This is a genomic window from Amycolatopsis sp. H20-H5 (assembly GCF_035828755.1).
Classification (GTDB): domain Bacteria; phylum Actinomycetota; class Actinomycetes; order Mycobacteriales; family Pseudonocardiaceae; genus Amycolatopsis.
Genome location: NZ_JAYMZS010000082.1, coordinates 1 through 24,547 on the forward strand (window position 1 = coordinate 1; position 24,547 = coordinate 24,547).

Consider the following 24,547-nt stretch of genomic DNA (forward strand, 5'->3'; position numbering starts at 1 on the left):
CCAGGCCCAGGCCGCCCACCAGGCTCACGAAACACCCACCGCGCTGTCGTATGCCACGTCGGAAAGAACCCCAAAACGGACACAAGAGCCACAAACGCAACGAACCAAACAGGTTAAACAACAAGCTAAGGCGGGACCCGCTGTTCGTTTCCGGCTGACCACCGGTGGCCCTTGACAACCTCCCCCTTGGCGCGTTCTGCTTACTCCTGCGCGATTAACGGCAGTAATGATCAGATTCTCGCACTTTCGGAGGCTCATGTGCACTTCCGGCCAGCCCGACTCCCTCGCCCGCTGTTGTGCGCGGCCGCGGGGCTGATGCTCACCGGCACCTTCGCGGCGCCCGCGTCCGCCACCCCATCGGGGTTGATCCAGACGTCCACCGCCGCGTCGCTCTCGGTCCCCCGCAGCGGCGACGCCCCCGGCTACCAGCTGCGCATCGACACCACGAAGCTCGGCGTGAGTGCTTCGCGCGGCGGTGAACCGCTGCTGCGCACCGCGCCCGACGCGTTCACCTTCGGCGGTGGCGTGGCCACCCGGGTCCGGTCCGTTTCGCTGCGGAACGGCACGCTGGTCGCCGAGGCGGACAGCACCACGGGCAAGCCGGTGACCCTGCGGCTGACCCCGCGGGCGGACCGGTTCGAGCTGAACTGGTCGGTCGCGGGCGAACCGGCGGGCGAGCGCGCGACCCACTTCGAACTGGCCGCGTCCGGGCACTGGTACGGCGGCGGCGAGACCAGCGAGGGCAAGGCGCAGCCGTACCCGCTCTCGGCGGGAGCGGTGGACGAGCCGGGGTTCTCCCCGGCCAGCTACATGATGCAGGAGCCGTACTTCTACACCTCGAAGTCGATCGGGGTGTACGTGCGCACCGCGCAGCCGATGAAGGTCGCGCTGGCGAACGGGCGCGCGGACCTCACGGTGACCGGCGCGACCGAGTACGCGAGCACGGTGTTCGTCGAGTCCAGCCGCCGCGGGGTGTACGACGACTACCTCGGCGAGGTCGGCAAGGTGGAGAAGAGCGACGCCACCGACGCCGAGTACGCCAGTCCACTGTGGAATTCGTGGGCGCAGTACTACCGGAACATCGACCAGGACAAGGTCCTGCAGTGGGCGCGGGAGCTGAAGACCGCGAACGTCGCGGGTCACACCGTGCAGCTCGACGACAAGTGGGAGTCGAACTACGGGAACATGACCTTCGACGCGAAGACGTTCCCGGACCCGAAGAAGATGGTCGACACCATCCACGGGATGGGCCAGCGGTTCGGGCTGTGGACGACGTTCTGGGTGAACCTCGACTCCGCCAACTACGCCTACGCCCGCGACCAGGGATACCTGTTGCGCGCCAAGGGAAACACCGCGCAGCCCTGCACGGTGAAGTGGTGGAACGGCACCGCGGGCATCATCGACCTCGGCAACGCCAAGGCCCGTGACTGGTACACAGCGAACCTGCGCGCGCTGATGGCGAAGTACGGCGTCGACGGGTTCAAGTTCGACACCCGGTTCTTCGACGACAGCTGCGCCACCTCGAACGGCCTCACCCCGCGCGACTACCAGAAACTCGGCGCCGACATGGTCGACGCGTTCGACCAGCAGGGCGTGGGCATCCGCACGCACTGGGGGAACCAGCGCTACGGCTTCGTCACCAGGGCGGTCGACGCGGACACGAGCTGGGACGGGCTGCGCACCTCCCTGCGCCGCTCGACGGCCATCTCCGCCAACGGCTACCCGTTCGTCGAGACCGACATGATCGGCGGCTCGAACAGCGAACCGCCGCCTTCGCGCGAGCTGCTGGTGCGCTGGGCGCAGGCGGCCTCGCTGATGCCGCTGATGTACTCGTCGACCTCGCCGGTGCGGACGATCGACACCACCAGCGGCAAGACGGTGACCTACCCGGCGGACACGGCGAAGCTGTACTCCGGCGCGGTGGCGACCCACGCGAAACTGGCCGGGTACCTCAAAACCCAGGTGCGCCAAGCGGTCGCGGACGGTTCGCCGATCATGCGCCCGGTGTTCTTCGACTTCCCCCGCGACCACCGGTTCGACACGATCGACGACGAGTGGTTGCTCGGCCCCGCTCTGCTGGCCGCCCCGGTGATCACCGAGGGCACCGCCCGCGACGTCGTCCTGCCCGAGGGCCTCTGGTTCGACGCGCACACCAAGCGTGTCCTGCCCGGCGGCCGCACACTGCACGACTACCCGGCGCCGCTCGACACGACGCCGATGTTCGTCCGGCTCGGCGCGCCGGGCTCGGCCGGGCTGATCGCCGACCTGACCAGGTGAGCCGAACGGGCTGGTGGACGCTCCCGGCGTCCACCAGCCCGGGTTTCAGTCGGGTTTTCAGTCGGGCAGGGTCGCCAGTTCCAGCTCGCCGAGCCGAGCGGGATCGGTGATGACGGTGATCCCGGTGACCTTTCCTCGTTCGGTCTTGAACAACAGCGCCCCGAACAGCCGTCCACGCGGGGCCGTGATGAGCCCGGCCTCGCCGTCGATGAGCGCAACCCTGGTGAACCGGGACCGCGCGGAGAAAGCCCGAGCCTGACCGGCGACGGCCTTCGCCCCGCGCACCACCCGCGGCCCGCTCCCCGGCTCGGCCCCGCTGTCCGCCCGGAGCACCACGTCCGGATCGAGCACGGCGACCAGCGCGTCGAAGTCACCACCGCGCGACGCGGCGAGAAACGCCTCGACCACCTCACGCTGCCTGGTCAGATCGGCATTCGGAACGGCCGACCCCCGCACCCGCCGCCGCGCCCGGCTCGCGAGCTGCCGCGACGCGTCGGCCGAGCGCCGCGATCTCGCCGTAGGGCACGGCGAACATGTCGTGCAGCACGAACGCGAGCCGCTCGGCGGGATCCAGCGTGTCGAGCACCACGAGCAACGCCAGCCCGACGGAGTCGGCCAGCAGCGCCTCATGTTCGGGATCGACCCCGTCCGCCCGCCCCGTGAGCGGCTCCGGCAGCTGCGCGCCCACCGGCTCCTCCCGCCGCGAAACTCGTGCCCCTGAAGGCCACCATCACGGCGTCTAACGCCGTGATGGTGGCCTTCAGGGGCAGTTGTCCGATTCGGGTCAGAACCGCTCGGAACCCTTCTGTTTCAGCGAAGAGCCTCCTTATCCTGCAAGATCCAGGACTGTAAGGAGCCCTCGTGAGGACGTCGCTCATCCTGATCCTCCTGACCGCACTCCTCCTCCCCGCGGCTCCGCCGGTCGCGTCGGCCGCTGAGGCTGTGTGCTCGCTGTCCTGCGATCGCCTCGATCCGTCCCGTGCCGCGGGGGAGACGTTCCCGGTGGCGGACCAGCTGATCAACGGCAGGCGGATGCGGCTGCACGTCTCGGATCCGGACGGGATGGGCTGGGCGAGCATCGACGCGGGGGCCGCCGGGGACGCCGTGTGGCTCGACCGGTCCTGGGATGGCGGGAAGACCTGGGAACCCTTGCTGGGTAAGGCAAGCATCCCCGCGACCTGGACCGGAACCCGGACGCTGATGTACAACCTGACCGACCCCGCGCACCACCGGCGCGGTCTGCTGCGGGCTTGCGGGGACGCGCAAGCGGTGGCCTGCACCAACTGGGTTTACCCGTCGGTGTGTGACGTGAACTGTGACGGTGCTGACCCGGGACGGGCGGTCGGTGAGGTGCAGCCGGTCGCGCCGACGACGCTGTTCGGCCGGACGATCCGGCTGCACGTGGAGGGGAACTCCATGGCCTGGGCCAGTGTCGACGGGGCCGGGCCCGGGGACGAGGTGTGGCTGGACCGTTCGTGGGACGCGGGGGTGAGCTGGCCCGATGGCTCCTCGCTCGGGCGGACCGCTCAGGCCACCCGGACGGCGATGTTCGCCACCCGGGATCCCCGCGGGAAGCTTTATGGCGGGGCGGTGCGGGCGTGCGGGCGGGAAGCCACCCACGCGCAGGGGAGCTGCACGGCTTGGGCGCGGCCGGTGCCGTCGAGGGCGAAAGCGGCGGCGGACACACTGATGTGGTCCTACGATCCGGCGCCGGGCTGGTGGCCGAGCAGCTGGTGGAACTCGGCGGCGACGCTCACCGCCGTGATCGACTTCGCTGATCGGACCGGCACCCGGGACTACGACTGGGTGATCGCCCGCACCTTCGACGCCAACCGCGGCGTGTTCCCGGCGGGTGGCCGTTCGGGTGATCCGATCGAGGGGCACTTCATCAGCCGGGCGATCGATGACACCGCTTGGTGGGGGCTCGCCTGGCTGGCGGCCTACGACCACACCCGCGATCCGCGTTACCTCGCCGAAGCCACCACCATCGCGGACTACGTCGGCGGGTTCTGGGACACCGGGACCTGTGGTGGCGGGGTCTGGTGGGACCGCGAGCGGACTTACAAGAACGCCGTCACCAGTGGTCTCTACCTGAGGCTGGCGGCCGGGCTGCACTTGCGCACCACCGGCGACACCGCCTGGGGGCAGCGGGCGCGCGCGGCGGGCGACTGGTACCTCGGCAGCGGGCTGGTCAACGCCTCCGGGCTGGTCAACGACGGGCTCACCGGCGACTGCCGGAACAACGGCCAGACCGTGTGGACGTACAACCAGGGCCTCGCCGTCGGCGGGCTGGTCGAGCTGTGGCGCGGCACCTCGGACCCGCGGTACCTGGACTCGGCGCGCCGCCTGGCCGACGCCGCCATCGCGAGTCCGGTGCTCACCGGCGCCGGGGTGCTGACCGAATCCTGCGACACCGGCACGCGCAGCTGCGACGACAACCAGAAACAGTTCAAGGGTGTGTTCCTGCGCTATCTGGGTGACCTCGCCCAGGTGACGGGAGCCGCTTCGTACCAGCAGTTCGCGCACAAGCAGGCCGACACGCTGTGGGTGGCCGACCGTGATCCGCTCAACCGGATCGGCGAGCGCTGGGCGGGCACGAGCCCCGGCCAGGTCGACTGGCGGACCCAGGGGAGCGCTCTCGGCGCGCTCACCGCGGCGAGCTGAGAAGGCCGGTGAACCCGTTTGCCGTAAGGAACTTCCTGCCGGGAAAAGATCTCCGCCGCCAGGCTGCGCGCCGCTGGTCCCTGCCCGTAGGGTCGTGCCATGAAGGTCGGCCTGCTCACCCGGGAGTACCCGCCGGACGTCTACGGCGGCGCCGGGGTCCACGTCGAGTTCCTCGCCCGAGAACTCCGCCCACTCGTCGAACTCGACGTCCACTGCTGGGGCCCGGACCGTGAAGACGCGCGCGGGCACACCGACGCGCACGGCTACGACCAGCCCGCTTTCGCCACGATGGACATCGCCGTGTCCATGGCGGCGGCGCTCGAAGGGCACGACCTCGCGCACAGCCACACCTGGTACGCGAACCTGGCCGGGCACCTCGCGAAGCTGCACCACGCCGTCCCGCACGTGGTCACCGCGCATTCGCTCGAACCGCTGCGGCCCTGGAAGGCCGAGCAGCTCGGCGGCGGCTACCGGATCTCGTCGTGGATCGAGCGCGAGGCCTACGAAACCGCCGACGCGATCATCGCGGTCAGCGGCGGGATGCGGCGTGACGTCCTCGAGGCCTACCCGGCGGTGTCGCCCGATCGCGTCCACGTGGTGCACAACGGCATCGACACCGAGCTCTACCGGCCCGATCCCGGCAAGGACGTGCTCGCGCGCCACGGCATCGACCCGGACCGGCCGTACGTGCTGTTCGTCGGCCGCATCACCCGGCAGAAGGGCGTGCCGCACCTCGTGCGCGCCGCCGCCGCGCTCGACGAGGGCACCCAGCTGATCCTGTGCGCGGGCGGCGCGGACACCCCCGAGCTCGACGCCGAGTTCCGCGGCCTGGTCGCCCAGCTCGAGAAGACCCGCACCGGCGTCCACTGGATCCCGGAGATGCTGCCCCGGCCCGAGGTCGTCCAGCTGCTGACCCACGCGGCGGTCTTCGCCTGCCCCTCGGTGTACGAGCCGCTCGGCATCGTCAACCTGGAAGCGATGGCCTGCGGCACGGCCGTCGTCGCGAGCGACGTCGGGGGCATCCCGGAGGTCGTCGAAGACGGCAAGACCGGACTGCTCGTCCACTACGACGAGAAGGACACCGCCGCCTTCGAGGCGGATCTCGCGGCGCGGATCAACGAACTGGTCGGCGACCCGGACCGGGCCGCCGCGCTGGGACTCGCCGGGCGGGAACGCGCCGTCGGTGAGTTCGGCTGGGCGGCGATCGCCGAGCGGACGGTCGCGATCTACGAAGCTTGCGGGAGGACCCAGTGACCGACGGATCCGATGTGCTGGGCATCGTCCTGGCCGGTGGCGAGGGCAAACGGCTGATGCCGCTGACCGCCGACCGCGCGAAACCGGCGGTCCCGTTCGGCGGGGTGCACCGGCTGCTCGACTTCGTGCTGTCGAACCTGGTGCACGGCGGCGTCCGGCGGATCTGCGTGCTCACGCAGTACAAGTCGCACTCGCTCGACAGGCACATCAGCACGACCTGGCGGCTGTCCTCGCTCACCGGCGAGTACGTGACGCCGGTGCCCGCGCAGCAGCGGCTGGGCCCGCGGTGGTTCCAGGGCAGCGCCGACGCGATCCACCAGAGCCTCAACCTGGTCTACGACGAGTCGCCCGCGTACATCGCGGTGTTCGGCGCGGACAACATCTACCGGATGGACCCCCGGCAGATGATCGACGCGCACATCGCGTCCGGCGCGGGCGTGACCGTGGCCGGGATCCGCGTCAAGCGTGACGAAGCGAGCTCGTTCGGGGTCATCCAGACGAGCGACGGCGTGAAGATCGACGCCTTCCTGGAAAAACCCGCCGACCCGCCCGGCCTGCCCGACTCGCCGGAAGAGTCCTACGTGTCCATGGGCAACTACGTGTTCACCACCCAGGTGATGCTGGACGCGCTGCACGCGGACTCCACCAACCCCGGCTCGCACCACGACATGGGCCGCGACATCATCCCGGCGCTGGTCAACTCCGGCGAGGCCGCGGTGTACGACTTCACCACCAACGTCGTGCCGGGCGAGACCGAGCGCGACCACGGGTACTGGCGCGACGTCGGCACCATCGACAGTTACTACGACGCGCACACCGACCTGATCTCGACGTATCCGATCTTCAACCTGTACAACCGGAAATGGCCGATCCTCGCCCATCCCGGCCAGCGCGCGGCGGCGAAGTTCGTCGAGGGCGGCACGGCGACGCAGTCGATCATCAGCCCCGGCTGCATCATCTCGGGCGCGCAGGTCGTGGACACGGTGCTGTCGCCGGACGTCATCGTCGAGAACGGCGCCGTGGTGCAGGGTTCCGTCCTGCTCGACGGCGCGAGGGTCGGCGCGGGAGCCGTCGTGCGCCGCGCGATCCTGGACAAGAACGTCGTGGTGCCCCCTGGCGCGCACATCGGCGTCGACCTCGCGCGCGACCGGCAGCACTACCACGTGAGCGACGCCGGGATCGTCGTGCTCGGCAAGGGCGAACGCGCGATCTGACTGCCCCTGAAGGCCACCTTCAGGGACCTGGACGCCCCGAATGTTCCCTTCGCGGCGCAGTCGCCCAAAGCCCGCTCGTCCCTCGTGCGGGGGACGAGCCCGGAGATCCGGGGACAGGGCTTTTCCTGGATGGCAAGACGACCGCGGGCCGACAGGCTCTCGGCATGAGAAAAACAGCCATCGCCTTCCTCGCCGCCGCAGCACTGACGCTCGCCGCGGTCCCGGCCACCGCCTCCGCCGCTTGCCCGCCACTGGACCCCGCCACCTGCCCGGTCGCCCCGCCGTCGGGCGCCACCGAATGCCCCAAGCTCCCGCCGCCGAACGTCGCGGCGCTGACCGAGGCGATCTCCGAACTGCCCGACAAGGACACGACCGGCGCGCTGGTCCGCGTCACCGGTTCGGCGGGTGACTGGAGCGGGACCGCCGGGTACTCCGACATCACCACCCACGCGCCGGTCGACCCCGACAGCTACGTCCGGATCGGCAGCACGACCAAGGCGTTCACCGCCGTGGTCGTGCTCCAGCTCGCGCAGGAACACCGGCTCGACCTCGACCAGCCCGTGCAGCGGTACCTGCCGGGCGTCCTGCCCGCGAGCTACCCGCCGATCCCCGTCCGCACCCTGCTCGACCACACCTCAGGCCTGCCGAGTGTCGACCTCCCCTGGCTCGCCGATCCGGACCAGGTGATCGAACACCGCTACGAGCACTGGAGCCCGGCCCAGGTGCTGGCCACGGCGACCGCCCACCCGATGGACTACCCGCCGGGCACCGCCCAGAAGTACACCAACACCAGCTACGTCCTCGCCGGGTTGCTCATCGAGAAGGTCACCGGCGACTCGTACGGCCACGCCGTGCGCGACCGGATCGCCCGGCCGCTCGGGATGTCGCGGACCTACGAGCCGGGCGACGACACGCACCTGCCGAACCCCCACTCGAACGGGTACATCACCAAAACGAACGGCGTACTGGCCGATGTCACCGAGATGAACCAGTCGATCCCGTGGTCCGCGGGCAGTCTCGTCTCGACCGCGGCCGACCTCGACCGGTTCATCACCGGCCTGTTCCGCGGCAGGCTGCTCGGCCCGGCGATGATGAAGCGGCTGTTCACCATCCCGGAGGTCTCGATGTTCGGCGGCAGCGGCAAGGCCTACTACAGCCAGGGCCTGATGCGGATCGAGGTCGGCGGCGTCACGGTCTGGGGCAAGACCGGCAGCCGCTACGGCTACTCCAGCGGCGTCTTCGCGACCCGCGACCTGCAGCGCAAACTCGCCTACTCCGTCAACGCCACCACCAAGAGCAGCGAAGGCCAGCCGGTGATCGTCCAGCGGATCGCCGCGGCCGCCGCGGCTGCTCCGAAGAACCCGCCCGTCGGCTGACGTAGGCTGGTTTCCGTGCGGACACGACCGACGCTCACCTGGACGTCGACCGGGGAGCCCGCCCCGAGGACGACCAGCCTCGCCGACGTCGTCCGCGTCGTCGGCGAGCGCCGGGTCGTGGTGCTGAGCGGGGCCGGGCTGTCGACCGAGTCCGGCATCCCCGACTACCGCGGCGAGGCGGGCAGCCTGCGGCGGCACACGCCGATGACGTACGCCGAGTTCACCGGCAGCGAGGACGGCCGCCGCCGGTACTGGGCCCGCAGCCATCTCGGCTGGCGGACGATCGCCCGCGCCACCCCGAACGACGGCCACCGGGCGGTGGCCGAGCTGCACGCCAGGGGCTACCTCTCCGGGGTCATCACCCAGAACGTCGACGGGCTGCACCAGGCCGCGGGCACCTCCGACGCCGTCGAACTGCACGGCAGCCTCGACCGGGTCGTCTGCCTTGACTGCCGCCGGACCAGCGCTCGGGAGGAGCTGGACCGGCGGCTGCGGTCGGCGAACCCCGATTTCGGGGGTGAGGCCACCCGGATCAACCCCGACGGCGACGTCGAGCTCGCCGAGGAGGTCGTGCGCGGCTTCCACCTCGTGGCGTGCGCCGACTGCGCCGGTGTGCTGAAACCGGACGTCGTGTTCTTCGGCGAGAACGTGCCCCGGGCGCGGGTCGACCAGTGTTACGGGCTGGTCGACGCCGCCGCCGCGCTGCTGGTCCTCGGCTCCTCGCTGACGGTCATGTCCGGCCTTCGCTTCGTGCGGCACGCCGCGAAAGCCGGGCAGCCGGTCCTCATCGTCAACCACGGTGAGACCCGCGGCGATCAGTACGCGGCCACGTGCGTGGACCTCCCGCTCGGCCAAGCCCTCACGGACCTCATCGCGCTGCTGCCGGGCGAGTTATGATCCACAAATGTCCGAGACGAGCGAACTGCTCGCCGAAGAGTCGCTGGTAGCGGCACGAAGGCGGAGCAGAGCCCCGGTTCTGACTGCCGCCGTCTGCGCCGCGGGATTCCTCGCCGTCTACTTGCTGTTCGTCCGGACACGCGGCGGTCAGGCGTTCGAATTCGACGTCCTCCAGGGCGCTCCCGCCGTGCTCGACACCCCGCCCGTGCTCCGCGCCAGGTCCTGGCTGGCCTACGTCACCGAGTACGCCATGGCCGCCGTGGTCGTCCTCATCCTGGCCGTCGGCCTGCTACGCCGACGTCCGGCGCTCGCGGTCGTCGGCGCGGGGACGCTCGTGGTGACGGCGTTGCTCGACCGCCTGCTGGTGAACTGGGTGTTCACCCGGCCGACGCTCGTCGACGACCCGGCGAACCCGGACAATAGCTTCCCGAGCGGCCACGTCGCGATGGTGATGGCGGCGCTGCTCGGGCTGCTGATCGTCGTCCCGCACGCGTGGCGCGGCGGCGTCGCGCTCGCCGGTTCCGTGCTCGTCGTCGGTGTCGCCGAGATGACCATGACCGTCGGCTGGCACCGGCTCAGCGACACCCTCGGCGGGAACCTGCTCGCTCTGGGCGTCGCCAGTTCGGGGCTGATGCTCGTCCGGCGCGCTGATCCCGGGGCCGCTCCTCGGTGGCTGCTTTCCGTCTGGCTCGCGCTCGCCCCACTGCTCGGCTACGGGCTCTGGACGGTGGCGAACGCCGTGGGCCCGGCCGTCGCCTCGATGACGCACGACGCGGGCCGGACGCGGCACGAGTACGAGTTCGCGCTGTTCCAGGCCGCGGGCGCGATCGCGACCACGGTCAGCACGCTGGCCGTGGTCGCGTTCGTCACCCTGCTCGCCCCGGCGACTTGTCGACAGGTTGTGCGCCCGGCCGCGTGATAGCGTCGCGACGACGTGGCAGGAGCGAAGTCCGGTGCGAATCCGGCGCTGTGCCGCAACTGTGAGGCCCGGCTCCGGCTGTGCCGAGCCAGATCGTCTTTGCCGCGTCGACGCCATCCGCCTCCGGTGCAGGGGTAGCGCGTCCCGGGAGCCTCACGGCGCGATGGGCGTCGTCCTCCCTGCGCCGGGTGAGAAGACCAGAGGTCCACGATGTCCCGCGCTCGCGTCCGGTTCGCCCTGCCGGTGCTGTTGCTCTCGCTCTCCGTCCTCACCGGCTGTGCCGGCCGGGCGCCGGAGCAGGCCCCGTCGTCCAGCGCCACCAGCGGGTTTCCCGTGCGGGTGGACGTGCCGGGCGGCGCGCCGCTGACGCTGGACCACCAGCCGGGCCGGATCATCTCGCTGAGCCCGACCAGCACCGAGACGCTGTTCGCGATCGGCGCGGGCAAGCAGGTGGTCGCGGTCGACGACCAGTCCACCTATCCGCAGGCCGCGCCGCACACGACCCTGTCGGGCCTGACGCCGAACGTGGAGGCGATCGCGGCGTACAAACCCGATCTGGTGGTGGCGTCGGCCGACACCGGAAACCTCGTCGCCGGACTCGGGAAGCTGCGGATCCAGACCTTGGTGCTGCCCTCGGCGAAGACGCTGGACGACGCCTACGGGCAGATGACCGCGCTGGGCAAGGCGACCGGGCAGGCCGATTCCTCCACGAAACTGGTCACCGGACTCAAGGACGAGCTGGGCAAACTGGCCGCGGGCACACCCAAGCCCGCCACCCCGCTGACCTACTACCACGAGCTCAGCCAGGACTACTACTCCGCGAACTCGAAGACGTTCGTCGGCCAGGTGTACGGCCTGTTCGGGCTGGCCAACGTCGCCGACAGTGCGCCCTCGCCCAGCGGTTACCCGCAGCTGTCCGCCGAAGCGGTGGTCAAGGCGGACCCCAAGCTCGTCTTCCTGGCCGACACCAAGTGCTGCGCGCAGGACCCGGCCGTCGCGGCCAAGCGGCCCGGGTGGGTGGCGATCAGCGCGGTCAAGACGGGCAACGTCGTGGCGCTGGACGACGACGTCGCGTCGCGGTGGGGCCCGCGCCTGCTCGACTTCGCCAAGGTGGTCGCCGCAGCGGTGACCAAGGCGGCCGCACCCAGTGGCAGCTGACAAGCACGCGCGAACCGGTACCACCCGGCTCACGCCGGGAAGGCTCGCCGTTGCCACGGGGGTGCTGGCGGTCGTGCTCGTCGCGGCCGTCTGCGTCGGCGCGGCCGACCTCGGCTGGACCAACGTGCTCGGCGAACTCTGGGCACAGCTGAGCGGCGCCACCTCCCCGCTCGACCAGCGAGACGCCGACATCCTGTGGCAGCTGCGGGTCCCGCGGGTGGTGCTCGCCTGCCTCGTCGGCGCGGCGCTCGCCTCCTCGGGCGCCGCCTACCAGGGCGTTTTCCGCAACCCGCTCGCCGACCCGTACCTACTGGGCGCGGCGGCGGGCGCGGGGCTCGGCGCGACGCTCGCCGTCGTGTTCGCACCGGACACCCGGGACTGGCTCATCGGCCCGATCCCGCTCGCCGCCTTCGCCGGCGCCCTGTTGGGCGTGAGCCTGACCTGGGCGCTCGGCCGCTCCGCGAGCGGCGCCGGAACCGCGATCCTGCTGCTGGCAGGGGTCGCCGTCGCGGCGTTCCTCACCTCGGTGCAGACCTTCGTGCAGCAGCTCGACACCGAGAGCATCAAACAGGTCTACACCTGGATGCTGGGCGGCCTGAACACGTCGGGCTGGCAGGACGTGCTGATCACGCTGCCCTACATCGTGCCCGCGTCGATCGTGCTCTGCCTGTGTTCCCGGCTGCTGGACGTGCTCGCGCTGGGCGATGACGAGGCGGGCTCGCTGGGCATCCGGCCGGGCCGGGTACGGCTGCTGGTGCTGGGCGCGGCCTCGCTGGCGACGGCCGCCGCGGTGTCGGTCAGCGGGCTGATCGGGTTCGTCGGGATCGTCGTCCCGCACGTCGTGCGGCTGCTGGCGGGGGCGAGCTATCGGGTGGTGGTGCCGCTTTCGCTGATCGGCGGCGCGGTCTTCCTGGTGATCGCCGACCAGATCGCGCGGACCGTGATCGCACCGGCTGAGTTGCCGCTGGGCGTGATCACCGCGTTCACCGGCGCGCCGTTCTTCGTGCTGGTGCTGCGCCGCAACCGCGGCAAGCTGCGATGACCGGGCTGGTGCTGCGCGGGGTCGGCGCGGGTTATCCGGGCGCGTTCGCCGTTCGCGGGGTGGACGTCGCCGCGCCGGAAGGCGGCTGGCTGAGCATCATCGGCCCCAACGGCGCGGGCAAGTCGACGTTGCTGAAGGCGATGGCCGGGATCCTGCCGCACGAGGGCGAGATCCTGCTCGGCGGCCGCGCGACCCGGAGCCTGCCCGCTCGCGAGCGGGCACGGTTGATCGGCTACGCCCCCCAGGTCCCGCAGGTGCCCGAAGGGCTTTCGGTCACCGACTACGTACTGCTGGGCCGGACGCCGCACCTTGGCCTGCTGGCCAGGGAAGGCCGCCGTGACCTGCGGATCGTCGCGCGGGTGCTCGACCGGCTGGATCTCGGCGCGCTGGCAGGGAGGCGGCTGTACACGCTTTCGGGCGGCGAGCGTCAGCGCGCGGTGCTCGCGCGGGTGCTGGCCCAGGAGTCGGGACTGCTGCTGCTCGACGAACCGACCACCGGGCTCGACATTGGGCACGCGCAGGTGCTGCTGGAGCTGGTGGACCGCCTGCGCAAGGAGGACGGCACCACGGTGGTCGCCACCCTGCACGACCTGACGTTCGCCGCGCAGTACGCGGACCGGTTGCTGCTGCTGGACGGCGGCAGGGTGGCGGCGTCCGGGACCCCCGCGCAGGTGCTCACCCGCGAACTCGTGCACCAGCACTACGCCGCCGAGGTGGACGTGGTGTCCACCTCGCGCGGCGAGATCGTGGTCGCGCCGACGAGGCCGGACCCCGCTCATTGAGCCGGGTGCGGGCCTACTCGACGTTGCGGGCCACGATGCCGAGGGTCGCGCGCAGACCGGCCTCGGGGATGACCGGGAAGATGCCCGACTCGCGGTAGCGCTGCTCGATCTGGCTCCAGTCGTAGTAACTGGTGAGCAGCGTGCCCGTTTCGCTCGGCTCGAGCCGGTAGCCGTAGAGGTGCTTGATCGGCGGCTGGACCGTGCCGGAGATCGTCCATTCGAGCAGGGCGTCCTGCTCGAATCGGCTGATGATCACCGTGACGTCGTACTTGCCCATCGGGATGTCGTTGAGCGACTCCCGGTCCATGTGCACGACGAACTCGTCGCCCACCTTGGTCACCGGTGCGCCCTCGGCGGACTGCAGCATGCCGGAGCTGTCGATCGTCACGTGTCCCTGAGGATCGCACAGCAGCGCGAAAACCTTGGCGGGCGGCGCCGCGATCTCGCGCTGTACCTCGAAACGTTCAGTCGTCATGATGGCCAGCCTGCCACGACCGGGTGACGGGCACCCCGGCGCGGTCAGGGATAGGTGATCTGCGGAAAGTCGCGCCTGGCCTGCTGGAACTGAGTGTCCCAAGTGGACGGCCAGCCGAAGGCAGTGGTCGCCAATCCCCGCAGGTTCACGCCCGCGGCGCCGCTCATGAAGTGAACGAACTCGCCCCAGTTCATCGACCGGGCGAAATCCTGGCCGCTGGCCGGGAAGTACTGGCCCAGCAGGGCGAAGAACCGCACCATCACCTGGGCGTGGCCGTGATCGCGCCACAGCGGGTAGAACCAGTCCCGGAACCAGTGGGTGCCGGCCCGCGGGAAGCTGTCGACGTGGTCGGCGGCCATCATGCGGTCGTAGAAGGACTCGGCCTCGGTGGTCATGCCCAGCGAGGTGTAGACGTCGTAGATGTAGAACTCCATCCACTTGCTGTCACCCCACAGGCCGAACGCGGGGGAGCCGTGCTTGCCCGCCGCGATGGACTCGACGATGTGCCCGGTCTCGTGGGTGGCGACCTCGTACTGCGGCGTGTTCCAGCCCTGGCCGCCGACGTCGCTGACGTTGCGGTAATCGTGCGAAGCGTCGTAGACCGTCGACGGGTGGCCGCCGAAGTACTTGCCCTCGTGGTGGATCGAGTAGAGCCGGTCCGAGGTCATCCGGTTGCCGGAATTGCCGTAGGTGCGCTGCGCGTACTGCCACATGCTGGTCAGGTACGGCAGCGCCCAGCTCTGCGCGTTCGGGTCGACATCGTTGTCGAAGTACAGCGCGACGGTGTCGTTGTAGGCGATCCGCCGGAGGTTCTGGTTGTGCTCGAACCAGTGCTCCTGCCAGTTCGCCGGTGGGGGAGTGAGTGCCGTGCCGCTCGCCGACGCCGTGTCCGCGGCGCCGGGGACCGTCATCGTGAGCAGTATCGCGGCGGCAAGAGACAGCAGTTTCCGCATGATCGCCCCACCTTTGTCCCGGCTCGTGGTGCCGACCGGAACGACGTTAACGCGCGGTGCCCGGACAGTCACTGACAGAACAGGACAAGCCGGGCACCGGCGTCAGCGGCGGCGCTTCAGGGTGCGTTCGTAGTCCTGGAAACGCGCCTTCGCGATCGTCGCGCGATCAGGCGTGCGCAGGACGATGCCCTCGGCCCGCCCGCCCGCCGCGCCGTCGAGCGCGCTGAGCGTGCGGGGCAGCCGTTCGGTGAGGAACTCGCTCATCTCCTGGATGGCACTCGGCAGGACGCCGGGCTCGAGCGTGAACAGCTTCGGGGTCAGCTCCAAGCCGTCCCGTTCGGCGGTTTCCCGCAGTTCCGGCTCGGTGAGGTAGCGCTGGCCGCCGTCCTCCCGCCAGGTCGAAACCTTGACCGGCGGCCAGGTCAGCTTCTCGGCGTAGTCGGACAGCACCGCGACGTCGAACAACCGCAGGCCCACGGCGCGCTCGCCGGTGTACTGCTTCGCCGCGGCGGTGATCTTGCCGCCGTAGACCTCGAAGTAGTGCACCCGGACGACGTCGTGGCCGACCGGGGCAAGCGCTTCCGCCACCGGGCGCAGCGCCGAGACGATGCCCTGCGCCGGATTGCCGATGAGATCGCCCTTGGCGTACAGCAGTTCTTCGCGGCTGCCGAGCAGGAAGGTGCCGTCCGGCAGGGAGATGATCCGCGCGTTGGTGCCGTCGACCTTCTCGGTGCCGATGACCGGGCCGTCGAACCCGGCGCATTCCTCCAGCAGCCCGCCGTTCGTGGCGTCGAGGGCGTGGTAGGTCGGGATCGACGGATACTTGGTCAGGGAGTTCAGCACACCCAGATCCACGGTGCGCACGTCGAAGGTCATCTCAGCCATCCTCGGTTCGGGCGGTGGGCCGATTCTCGAAGATCGGCCGGGCCGGGTCAACGGGGTTTCGCCGCGAACACGATTCGGCAAGGCATGTCACCGATATACGAACATTCGCGTTGAATCTGGCGGCCGGATGAGCGTCCGCCGGCTTTCGGGGGTGACTCGCTGACGTGTGAACGTTCCGGGTGAGTGCTTGCCCACTGCTCGATTTCACACTGTTTCGGCAGTTCACGGCCTCGCCGGTGGCCAGGTGGCCGTCGTGAACGATCACGGAAACGTTCGTGAACCTACTATCGGCCGTGGTCGGGTAATAACTCTCTGCGGCACGGTTTGCGGGTCGGGAATGGCGGATCTGCAGGTCCGGGCAATTCCGGGACACCCCTGTCTTGCACGTACGAAGGAGCCATCCGTGAATCGTCAAACCAGCAGGACCGCGCTTCGCGCCGGCATCATCTGTGGTGCCGCGCTGTTCGCGTCCGCCGTCGCGGCCCCGATGGCCGGCGCGCAGACCACGCAAGACCCGGGCGCCACGCCCGGCGGCCTGGTGGTGACGCATCAGGTGCGGGACAACTCCGGCCAGCGGGTCGGCGCCGTCTCGGCGGGGATCGGCGGCGCGAAGGAGCTGAACTACACCCAGCAGGTGCAGCAGAACGATGAGTGGTGCTGGGCGGCAGACGGTTCCAGCATCGAGCAGTTTCACGGCGCGGGGACCACACAGGACGAGTTCTGCGGCGCGGGCAAGGGCGTCCAGGCAGGTGACTGCCCGAACCAGCCGGCGGAGATCGACGAGATCGTCCGTGGCTTCCAGGGCACGGGGTTCAACGCCACCAGTGCGAACGGTTCCATTTCCTGGCAGGCCGTGCAGAGTCAGATCGACAACGGCAACCCGGCGCTGACCGGCATCTACTGGACCTCCGGCGGCGGTCACGCCGAGGTCATCTACGGCTACGACAGCTCGAACTCGACGCTGAAGCTGGGCGACCCGTGGCCGACCTACCAGCGCTACCAGACGTCGACGTACAACAACTACCTGCGTAACAGCAGGTTCACTTGGGCGGACACCGTCGTCGACATCAGCCAGGGATGAGTATTTTCTGATGATCAAGTCCGGAAGTCGAACGGTCTTCACCGTCCTGGCGGCGGCGTTTCTCTCCATGTTTTTCTCCATGTTCCTCTCCACACCCGCCATGGCGACGGCTGACACCCCCGCGCAGGTTCAGCCGCTGCCACCCGCCGAGCTGACGAAAGCCGTGGCCGCCGCACACGCCCCCGGTGCTCTCAGCTACGCGAAGACCAACTTCCGGCAGAACGGACAGCCTGACCCGGCGACGCTCGCCGTCGCCGGGTCGGGTGTTGTCGCCTACGTCCTCAACCCCGACTTCGTTCGCGGCGTCCCCGGCGTCCCGGCTGGGATCGTCGACTACGTCGCCGTGCCGGTCACCGCTCCGGACGGCCGCGTCGCCACGATGCAGGCCACTCTCGACCCGGCCGATCCCACGCGGACGTGGACCGTCAGCAGCGTGCTTTCCGACAACTACGAACAGACCCTCGCCGGAAAGCTTTCGCCCGGCGCCGTGCTGCTGGGCGAACCGCAGATCAACGGCTGGTACGAGCTCACCGGCCAGGGTGTGCGCCTGCTGCAGGCCAGCCTCCCGCAGACCCCCGTCGGCCAGTTCCTCCCGCTCGCGGACTACCAGCGTGAGGTCCACGACCGGTACGCCGACAAGCTGCCGGGCTCGGCCTACCAGAAGAACGGCTCGCTCGGCTTCGCCCAGAAACCGCCCCCGGTGGCCGCTGCTGCCGACCACACCGGCGCCTACCTCGGGATCGGCGCCGCGACGCTGGCGGTACTGGCCGGGATCGTTATCCTGGTGGCGCGCAACAGAAGGCGGCTCCGTCCGGCAGTGGGCGATCCCGCTGTTTGACGGCCTGTTCGACCGGCTGTGTGACGGGCCGTGTGACCGGCTCAGTCCCACTCGATGTCGACACCGGCGATGCCCGGGCCGACACTCGAGAAGTACGCGTTGATCACTCCGCCCGCTCCACAGTGGAGGGTCTCGCTTTCCAGTGTCTCCCCGTTCTCGCGTTTGCGCAGGCGCCGGGTGCAGCGCACCGGCAGCCGGGCGGGATCGAAGACCAGCTGTAGCAGGTACACGTGCACCGGTTCGCGGAGTGTCCGCAGGTAGCCGGGGCTGTTCCCCGACGCCCCGCCGCTCGAATTGAACGTCATCACGTGTGTCTCGCCCTCGGCGAGCCGGTGGTCGAACAGCAACTCGAAGACGACCCCGGCGGACGACTGCTGCCTGCGCACCCGGCCGATGCGGCAGCCGTCCAGCGCTGTCACCGCCACCGCGTCCATGTCGCTGCCCGGGTCGGCCTGGTGCACGGCGATGAACCGCTCCGCCCCGAACGCCCTCGCCCGCACCACCGTCCGCGCGGTGATGCTCGCCAGCTCGCCGTCCAGTCCGATGTGGACTGTGTCGAGCACCGACAGCATTTCGAGGTCGCGATTGCAGCGGCTCTCGGGATACGCGTCGAACTCGGACAGCAGGGCCGTCGTCGCCAGCCAGGTGTCCGTGAGCTCGGCGAACGTGACGCGGCCAGGGGGCTGCTCGGCCGAGCTCCGCCGGGGCCCGATCAGGACCACGAGCGAATCCTTCGGCAGGCGGAGCACCTGTTCCAGGGCGTGCACGGTGGCCACCGCCCGCGGCAGCTCCGGATGACGCAGCCCACGCTGCCAGTAGCTCAGGGTCGACTGCCCGATCGCGATGCCCTGCGAGGCGAGATGCGCCCGCAGCCGGGACAACGACAGGCCACGGCACTTGATCGCCTCGGACAACGCGTAGTGGAAGGGACCGAAGCGGACCGCGTGTGCCAGCTCGCTGGACAGGTCGTTCCCGGACACGCTGACCACCTCCTGCCGCCTCGACGCCGGCGCGGAGCCGGGTCCGGCAGCGCGCGCTGATCCTGAGAATAGAGCGAGCGCCAGAAATCAGCAGGCCTGCTGTCCAGCTTGATCCGGCGCTGTTCATCGCCGAGGCAGGAGAAACCGGGAAATCCGGTGACCGGAATGGACAGTGCCGCATCACTTTCGCTTCGGTGCTCACGATCATGCCGACTCCTTCGACGATGGACGGGCCGCGCGGGCCGGGCGGTGGGTTACCGTTGACCCTGAAACTCGGATAATACGAGGAGCATATCATATGGATTCCGTACCAGTCGGCGAGCCGGGCGACGGGCGGCTCCGGGCACGGTCGGCCGCGGCCGTGAAGGAGGGGCTGCGCGAGTTGCGCATCTCGTTTTCACTGCTCAATCGCCAGGTGGGCGCGCATCTTCAGGTGAAGGACATCGACCTGGACTGCCTCGAGCTGATCTCCCGGCACGGTCCGCTCAGCCCGAGTGGGCTGGCCCGGCTGGCCGACCTGCATCCCGCCACCGTGACCGGCATCCTCGACCGGCTCCAGCAGGGTGGCTGGGTGGTCCGGGAGCGCCATCCGGAGGCGACGGACCGGCGGGCGATCACCGTCCGGGCCGTGAGCGACCGCAATGCCGAGCTGTTCCGGATCTACTCCGGCATGAACTCCGCGATGGACCGGATCTGCGACGGCTACACCAGGGAGGAGCTGAATCTCATCGCCGCTTTCCTGCGCCTGACGGCCGACGCGGGCCAGCACGCCACCGACGAGCTGGCGGGCGACTAGCCGGGGTCGGCATCGCCAACGTAAAGCGGGAAGGGCTCCCGGATGCCCGAGATCGCTGTCCCGTGCGGCCGGGCCGCGGGCGTGCTGGTTGAGTGACCACGCGGACGTGAACGATTCGACAGGAGACCCCGGACATGGCAGGTTCGCCTGATCCTCACCATCGAGGCCGACAGCATCAGCGCCACGGGCTAGCTCGTGTTGCCAGGTCCCTGAAGGCCACCTTCACGGCGTAAAACGCTGTGAAGGTGGCCTTCAGGGGCAGTCGAGCACGAGGTGCGGGTGCGGTGTGAGGCGCGTCAGCCGAGGAGGCCCAGCGCGATGATCGCGAGCAGGGTGACGGCGGTGGCCAGTGCGGTGACCATGGCGCGCTGGGTGGCGGTGAGGCTGGCGACGGGCATGTTGTTCATGAGGGGTTCCCAAGGGGCCGAAGCGATACTTCCGCAAGAAACAGCGCCCGCGACCACCTCGTCGTTAGCATGGTCGCGCCAGTGTGAGTGAACTCACACTGATACTAGTCTGACCAGGTGAAACGCGTTAGTCAACTCGAGTGACGGCGCCCGCGCACGGTGAACCACAGCACCGCGCCCCCGGCCGTGATCATCCCTGCGAAAGCCGTGCCGCCGACCACGATGGCCTGAGTCATTTTGTGCCTCTTCCGATTGTCTTCCTGATCGGAAGACGTCCGGTGAGCGCGTTGGTGTGGCCAGGGTTGTGGCCGTCACAACCCTGACCACCTGCGGTGATCGGTCAGCGCGCCGCGCTGAGCACCTCGTCGATCCGCGCGGCCAGCTGGAAGTCCTTCGGGGTGAGGCCGCCTGCCGAGTGGGTGCTCAGCCGGAAGGTCAAGGTCCGCCAGCGGATGTCGATGTCCGGATGGTGGTCGGCCGCCTCGGCCAGTTCCGCGACCTTGCCGACCACCTCGATCGCTTTCGGGAAGCTCGGCAGCTCCGCTGTCCGTTCGATCTCCTTGCCGCCCCGGGTCCATCCGGACAGCTTCGCCACTGCTTCGTCCGCCTGTGAGTCACTCAAGAGTTCCGCCATCACTCCATGGTGATCCTTCGTCGGCTACGCTGCACGGTTGCCACGGGAGTCCGGTGCGCTGGGCTGAGAGGCGGGGTAGGTCCCGCGACCGTTCGCACCTGATCCCGGATCATGCCGGCGCAGGGAGGCTTCATCCCCTCCCTGTTCCGTGAGAGCAGGAGGGTAAATGAAACGCAGCGCTCTGCGTGACGTACGCACGGCGGCGGCGTTGGGCCTGGCAGGCGTCCTGGCCGCGAGTTGCTCGCTCGGTGGCGCCTCGGGTGGTGACACGCAGGCAGGCAAGGCCGTCACGCTGGTGACGCACGACTCGTGGGCCGCGCCGCAAGAGGTGCTCGACGCGTTCGAGAAGCAGTCCGGGATCAAGATCACCGTGCTCAAGCAGGGTGACGCCGGTGCGCTGACCAACAAGCTGGTGCTCACCAAGGCCAACCCGATCGGGGACGTCGCTTACGGCGTCGACTCGACGTTCGCCTCCCGTGCGCTCACCGAAGGCGTGTTCGAGTCCTACACCAGCCCGGAGGCCGATCGCGGGCCCCAGCGTTACTCCATCGATCCCGAGCACCGGCTGTCCGCGGTCGACCTCGGCGACGTGTGTGTCAACGTCGACACCGGCTACTTCGCCACGAAGGGGCTCGCCGCTCCGGCGTCCTACGACGACCTGGCCGACCCGAAGTACAAGGACCTGACGGTCGTGGAGAGCCCGGCGACGTCCTCGCCGGGGCTCGCGTTCCTGCTCGGGACGGTCGCGAAGTACGGCGAACAGGGCTGGCAGGGCTACTGGACCAAGCTCAAGGCCAACGGCGTCAAGACGGTCAGCGGCTGGGAAGAGGCCTACACCAAGGACTTCTCCGGTTCCTCCGGCAAGGGGACGAAGCCGATCGTCGTTTCGTACGCGTCTTCGCCCGCCGCCGAGATCGGTGACGACGGCAAGCCGCGGACGAAGGCGATCGCGAGCACCTGCTACCGCCAGGTCGAGTACGCCGGGGTGCTGGCGGGCGGCAAGCAGGCCGAGAACGCCCGCAAGGTGGTGGACTTCCTGCTCTCGCAGCAGTTCCAGGTCACCGTGCCGTCGAACATGTACGTGTACCCGGCTCGCCAGGGTGTCGAGCTGCCCGCGGGCTGGGCCGCCGCGGCGCCCCTGCCCCCGCAGCCCGCGTCGCTGGCGGCGGACAAGGTGCAGGCAGGCCGTGAACAGTGGATCGGCCAGTGGCGTTCACTGCTGGAAGGCTGAACACCCGGGGAACCGGCTTGGCGCTGCTCGCGCTGCTCCCGGTCGGTTTCCTGGCCGTGTTCTTCGCCTGGCCCGTGGTCGCGATCGTCGGCCGCGGGTTTTCGGCGGGCGGCGTCGGCACGGCCGTGGCCGACCCGGAGACCTGGCGGCTGGCCTGGTTCACCGTCGCGACCGCGGCTGGCTCGACGCTGATCGCTGTGCTCGCCGGGATCCCGGTGGCGTTCCTGCTGGCCAGGGTGCGCCTGCCCGGCGTCGGCCTGGTCCGCACGCTGGTGCTGGTGCCGTTCGTGCTGCCCACGGTGGTGGTCGGGCTGGCGTTCCGGGCGCTCTGGCCGGACGGCGGGATCTTCCCGCTGATCCTCGCCAACGCTTTCTTCAACGTCGCCGTCGTCGCGCGGACCGTGTCCGGGCTGTGGTCGCACCTCGACCCCCGGGCAGCGGAGGCCGCGCGGGCGCTGGGTGCTTCGCCGTGGCGGGCGTTCCGTTCGGTGACGCTGCCCGCTCTGGCGCCCGCGATCGCTTCGGCCGCCGCGGTGGTCTTTCTGTTCTGCGCCACGAGTTTCGGGGTGGTGCTGATCCTCGGCGGCTCGCGGTTCCGGACGTTGGAGACCGAGATCTACCTGCGTACGGTCGATCTGCTCGACCTGTCCGGGGCGGCCGCGCTCTCACTGGTCCAGTTCGCGGCGGTGCTGGGCGCGCTCGCGGTCGGGGCGCTGGCCAGGCGACGCCGGGAGAACGCTGTGCGGCTACGTTCGCACCACGAGACCGCGCGGCGCCCGAAGGGTGGCGAGTGGTGGGTCGCCTCCGCCGGATATGCCGTGCTGGCGCTGCTGATGACGCCAATCGTCGCGCTGCTGCTCGAGTCAGTGTCCACTGAGGACGGTTGGAGTTTCGCGGGCTACCGGGCGCTCGCCGGGCATGGCACGCGCGGTGCGCTGCAGGTTTCCGGCTGGGACGCGGCGATGATCTCGCTGCGCACCGCGACCGACGCCACGTTGCTCGCGATGGTCGTCGGCGTGCTCGCTTCCGTGGTGCTGGTCGCGTTGCGGCGCACGCCGGGGCGGCTCGCGCGGGGGATGGGCGAGACGATGGACGTCGCGCTGATGCTGCCGCTCGGGGTCTCCGCGGTGACCGTCGGCTTCGGTTACCTGGTGACGCTCGACGCGCTGCCCGGCGACCTGCGGACGTCGCCGCTGCTGGTGCCGCTGGCGCAGGCGCTGGTGATCATCCCGCTGGTGGTGCGGATGGTGCTGCCGGTGCTGCGCTCGGTCGACGTCCGGCTGCGGCAGGCCGCGTCGACGCTCGGGGCCGGTCCCGCGCGGGTGTGGCGGGAGATCGACCTGCCGCTCACAGCGCGTTCGCTGGTGGCCGCCGCCGGGTTCGGGTACGTGGTCGCGCTCGGCGAGTTCGGCGCGACGAGTTTCCTGGCCAGGCCGGACACGCCGACGTTGCCGGTGGCCGTCGCGACGCTGATTTCCCGGCCGGGTGCGCTCAACAACCAGATGGCCTACGCGGCCTGCGCGATGCTGATGATCGTCACCGTGGTGGCCGTCGCGCTGATCGACCGGTTCGGGTCCGTGCGCGGGCACAGCTCGGTAGGGGAGTTCTAGTGTCGTTGTCGGTGCGGGATCTGTCCGTCCACTATGGATCGTTCGCGGCGGTGCGCGACGCGAGCCTGGACATCGCCGACGGCGAGGTGCTGGCGCTGCTCGGCCCGTCCGGCTCGGGTAAGTCGACGCTGTTGCGCGCGATCACCGGCCTGGAGCCGACGACCGGTGGCACGGTCCGCTGGGACGGCGAGGACCTCGCCGGGACGGCGGTGCACCGCCGCGGGTTCGGGCTCGTGTTCCAGGACGGGCAGCTGTTCCCGCATCGCGACGTCGCCGCGAACATCGCTTTCGGGCTCCGGATGCACGGGGTGCCCCGCGCCGAGCACGCCGAGCGGGTCGAGCGGCTGCTCGACCTGGTCGGGCTGGCGGGCTACGAGCGTCGCCGGGTGACCGAGCTGTCCGGCGGGCAGGCGCAGCGGGTCGCGCTGGCTCGCGCGCTGGCTCCGGAGCCGCGCCTGCTGCTACTCGACGAGCCACTGTCCGGTTTGGACGCCGGGCTGCGCGAACAGCTCGCCATCGACCTCGCGGAGTTGTTGCGGCGCAGCAAGATCACCGCACTGCTGGTGACGCACGATCAGGAGGAGGCGTTCACCCTCGCCGACCGGGTCGCGGTGCTGGACGCCGGGGAGATCCGGCAGGAGGGCGCCGTGCGGCGGGTGTGGCGGCATCCGGCGGACGAGGACGTCGCCCGGTTCCTCGGTGTGACGACGCTCGTCGACGGCGTCGCTTCCGGCGGGGTGGTGTCGACCGCGCTGGGGGAGGTCCGGCTGGCGGAGGTCGGCGACGGGCCGGTGCGGCTCGGGCTGCGGCCGCACGCCGTGTGCGTGGCGGCGTCCGGGATCGCGGGCGAGGTCACCGCCGTGGTGCACCGGCGCGACCACCTGCGGCTCGTGGTCTCCCTGGACGGCGCCGTATCCACAGTGTCCGCTATGTCCATTGTGGATGCTGTGGCGCCGGTCGCGGCCGACGTCCGGCCCGGCGACGTGGTCCGCCTCACGCTGGACCCCGACGGCGTCGCCGTGGTCGGCTGACGCCGTCGAGGCCGCGTTTGTGGCGTCTAACGCCGTCATGGTG

Annotated in this window: 23 protein-coding genes and 1 riboswitch; of the genes, 16 read left to right on the top strand and 7 right to left on the bottom strand. The window is 70.0% G+C overall.

Annotation, left to right across the window (positions count from 1 at the left end; genetic code table 11):
• Positions 1–258: 258 nt before the first annotated feature.
• A complete protein-coding gene (locus QMK34_RS33065; protein ID WP_326418592.1) occupies positions 259–2,277 on the top strand; it encodes a glycoside hydrolase family 31 protein in 2,019 nt (672 codons plus the stop codon).
• 57 nt (positions 2,278–2,334) lie between these two features.
• Here the strand turns inward: QMK34_RS33065 and QMK34_RS33070 are convergent, their stop codons facing one another.
• Together QMK34_RS33070 and QMK34_RS33075 are read right to left on the bottom strand one after the other, a co-directional pair.
• A complete protein-coding gene (locus QMK34_RS33070) occupies positions 2,335–2,685 on the bottom strand; it encodes a nuclear transport factor 2 family protein (RefSeq protein ID WP_326418594.1) in 351 nt (116 codons plus the stop codon).
• A gap of 1 nt (position 2,686) precedes the next feature.
• Positions 2,687–2,965, bottom strand: coding sequence for a hypothetical protein (locus QMK34_RS33075; protein ID WP_326418595.1), 279 nt, complete (start codon positions 2,963–2,965; stop codon positions 2,687–2,689).
• A 173-nt stretch (positions 2,966–3,138) separates the two neighbouring features.
• Between QMK34_RS33075 and QMK34_RS33080 the strand changes: the two genes are divergently transcribed.
• The 9 genes from QMK34_RS33080 (at position 3,139) to QMK34_RS33120 (ending at position 13,583) form a co-directional block, all read left to right on the top strand.
• Positions 3,139–4,941: a glycoside hydrolase family 76 protein gene (locus tag QMK34_RS33080; protein WP_326418596.1), complete on the top strand. Its 1,803-nt coding sequence runs from the start codon at positions 3,139–3,141 to the stop codon at positions 4,939–4,941.
• A 99-nt stretch (positions 4,942–5,040) separates the two neighbouring features.
• Positions 5,041–6,195 carry a glycogen synthase gene (glgA, locus tag QMK34_RS33085; RefSeq protein ID WP_326418597.1) on the top strand — a complete coding sequence of 385 codons (1,155 nt, stop codon included), beginning with the start codon at positions 5,041–5,043 and terminating at the stop codon, positions 6,193–6,195.
• Positions 6,192–7,409, top strand: a complete 1,218-nt coding sequence (gene glgC, locus QMK34_RS33090) for a glucose-1-phosphate adenylyltransferase (RefSeq protein ID WP_326418598.1) — start codon at positions 6,192–6,194, stop codon at positions 7,407–7,409. Before glgA ends, glgC begins: the two co-directional genes overlap by 4 nt.
• Positions 7,410–7,573: 164 nt before the next feature.
• Positions 7,574–8,785 carry a serine hydrolase domain-containing protein gene (locus QMK34_RS33095; RefSeq protein ID WP_326418599.1) on the top strand — a complete coding sequence of 404 codons (1,212 nt, stop codon included), beginning with the start codon at positions 7,574–7,576 and terminating at the stop codon, positions 8,783–8,785.
• 15 nt (positions 8,786–8,800) lie between these two features.
• Positions 8,801–9,682 carry an NAD-dependent protein deacetylase gene (locus tag QMK34_RS33100; protein WP_326418600.1) on the top strand — a complete coding sequence of 294 codons (882 nt, stop codon included), beginning with the start codon at positions 8,801–8,803 and terminating at the stop codon, positions 9,680–9,682.
• A 7-nt stretch (positions 9,683–9,689) separates the two neighbouring features.
• Positions 9,690–10,601: a phosphatase PAP2 family protein gene (locus tag QMK34_RS33105; protein WP_326418601.1), complete on the top strand. Its 912-nt coding sequence runs from the start codon at positions 9,690–9,692 to the stop codon at positions 10,599–10,601.
• Positions 10,602–10,811: 210 nt separating this feature from the next.
• Complete coding sequence (locus tag QMK34_RS33110) at positions 10,812–11,759, top strand: ABC transporter substrate-binding protein (RefSeq protein WP_326418602.1); 948 nt, start codon at positions 10,812–10,814, stop codon at positions 11,757–11,759.
• Positions 11,749–12,801, top strand: a complete 1,053-nt coding sequence (locus QMK34_RS33115; protein WP_442785263.1) for a FecCD family ABC transporter permease — start codon at positions 11,749–11,751, stop codon at positions 12,799–12,801. Before QMK34_RS33110 ends, QMK34_RS33115 begins: the two co-directional genes overlap by 11 nt.
• Positions 12,798–13,583, top strand: coding sequence for an ABC transporter ATP-binding protein (locus tag QMK34_RS33120; protein ID WP_326418603.1), 786 nt, complete (start codon positions 12,798–12,800; stop codon positions 13,581–13,583). The genes QMK34_RS33115 and QMK34_RS33120 overlap by 4 nt, the downstream gene beginning before the upstream one ends.
• A 13-nt stretch (positions 13,584–13,596) precedes the next feature.
• Here QMK34_RS33120 and QMK34_RS33125 read toward each other — a convergent pair whose 3' ends face one another.
• The 3 genes from QMK34_RS33125 to QMK34_RS33135 all read right to left on the bottom strand — a co-directional run bounded on the left by QMK34_RS33125 (position 13,597) and on the right by QMK34_RS33135 (position 15,887).
• Positions 13,597–14,058, bottom strand: a complete 462-nt coding sequence (locus QMK34_RS33125; RefSeq protein WP_326418604.1) for an SRPBCC family protein — start codon at positions 14,056–14,058, stop codon at positions 13,597–13,599.
• A gap of 44 nt (positions 14,059–14,102) precedes the next feature.
• Positions 14,103–15,011: a hypothetical protein gene (locus QMK34_RS33130; protein ID WP_326418605.1), complete on the bottom strand. Its 909-nt coding sequence runs from the start codon at positions 15,009–15,011 to the stop codon at positions 14,103–14,105.
• A 102-nt stretch (positions 15,012–15,113) separates the two neighbouring features.
• Complete coding sequence (locus tag QMK34_RS33135) at positions 15,114–15,887, bottom strand: RNA ligase family protein (protein WP_326418606.1); 774 nt, start codon at positions 15,885–15,887, stop codon at positions 15,114–15,116.
• Positions 15,888–16,299: 412 nt separating this feature from the next.
• On the opposite strand from QMK34_RS33135, the gene QMK34_RS33140 reads away from it, so the two are divergent.
• Both QMK34_RS33140 and QMK34_RS33145 read left to right on the top strand, forming a co-directional pair.
• Positions 16,300–16,977 (top strand): papain-like cysteine protease family protein, encoded by a 678-nt coding sequence (locus QMK34_RS33140; RefSeq protein WP_326418607.1) that lies wholly within the window; start codon positions 16,300–16,302, stop codon positions 16,975–16,977.
• A gap of 10 nt (positions 16,978–16,987) precedes the next feature.
• A complete protein-coding gene (locus QMK34_RS33145) occupies positions 16,988–17,815 on the top strand; it encodes a hypothetical protein (RefSeq protein WP_326418608.1) in 828 nt (275 codons plus the stop codon).
• A gap of 41 nt (positions 17,816–17,856) precedes the next feature.
• Here QMK34_RS33145 and QMK34_RS33150 read toward each other — a convergent pair whose 3' ends face one another.
• Complete coding sequence (locus QMK34_RS33150; RefSeq protein ID WP_326418609.1) at positions 17,857–18,795, bottom strand: hypothetical protein; 939 nt, start codon at positions 18,793–18,795, stop codon at positions 17,857–17,859.
• A 298-nt stretch (positions 18,796–19,093) separates the two neighbouring features.
• On the opposite strand from QMK34_RS33150, the gene QMK34_RS33155 reads away from it, so the two are divergent.
• Entirely contained in the window at positions 19,094–19,591 is a 498-nt protein-coding gene (locus tag QMK34_RS33155) for a MarR family transcriptional regulator (protein ID WP_326418610.1), read from the top strand.
• Between the two features lie 747 nt (positions 19,592–20,338).
• Here QMK34_RS33155 and QMK34_RS33160 read toward each other — a convergent pair.
• The gene (locus tag QMK34_RS33160) at positions 20,339–20,632 is read right to left on the bottom strand and encodes a 4a-hydroxytetrahydrobiopterin dehydratase (protein WP_326418611.1); all 294 of its coding nucleotides are present in this window, start codon (positions 20,630–20,632) and stop codon (positions 20,339–20,341) included.
• A 32-nt stretch (positions 20,633–20,664) separates the two neighbouring features.
• Positions 20,665–20,775, top strand: a riboswitch (TPP riboswitch).
• 23 nt (positions 20,776–20,798) lie between these two features.
• Here QMK34_RS33160 and QMK34_RS33165 point away from each other — a divergent pair.
• The 3 genes from QMK34_RS33165 to QMK34_RS33175 are packed head-to-tail and all read left to right on the top strand — an operon-like array spanning position 20,799 to position 24,504.
• The gene (locus QMK34_RS33165) at positions 20,799–21,863 is read left to right on the top strand and encodes a thiamine ABC transporter substrate-binding protein (protein ID WP_326418612.1); all 1,065 of its coding nucleotides are present in this window, start codon (positions 20,799–20,801) and stop codon (positions 21,861–21,863) included.
• Positions 21,839–23,473 carry an ABC transporter permease gene (locus tag QMK34_RS33170; protein ID WP_442785264.1) on the top strand — a complete coding sequence of 545 codons (1,635 nt, stop codon included), beginning with the start codon at positions 21,839–21,841 and terminating at the stop codon, positions 23,471–23,473. The genes QMK34_RS33165 and QMK34_RS33170 overlap by 25 nt, the downstream gene beginning before the upstream one ends.
• Entirely contained in the window at positions 23,473–24,504 is a 1,032-nt protein-coding gene (locus tag QMK34_RS33175) for an ABC transporter ATP-binding protein (RefSeq protein ID WP_326418613.1), read from the top strand. The genes QMK34_RS33170 and QMK34_RS33175 overlap by 1 nt, the downstream gene beginning before the upstream one ends.
• Positions 24,505–24,547 lie beyond the last annotated feature (43 nt).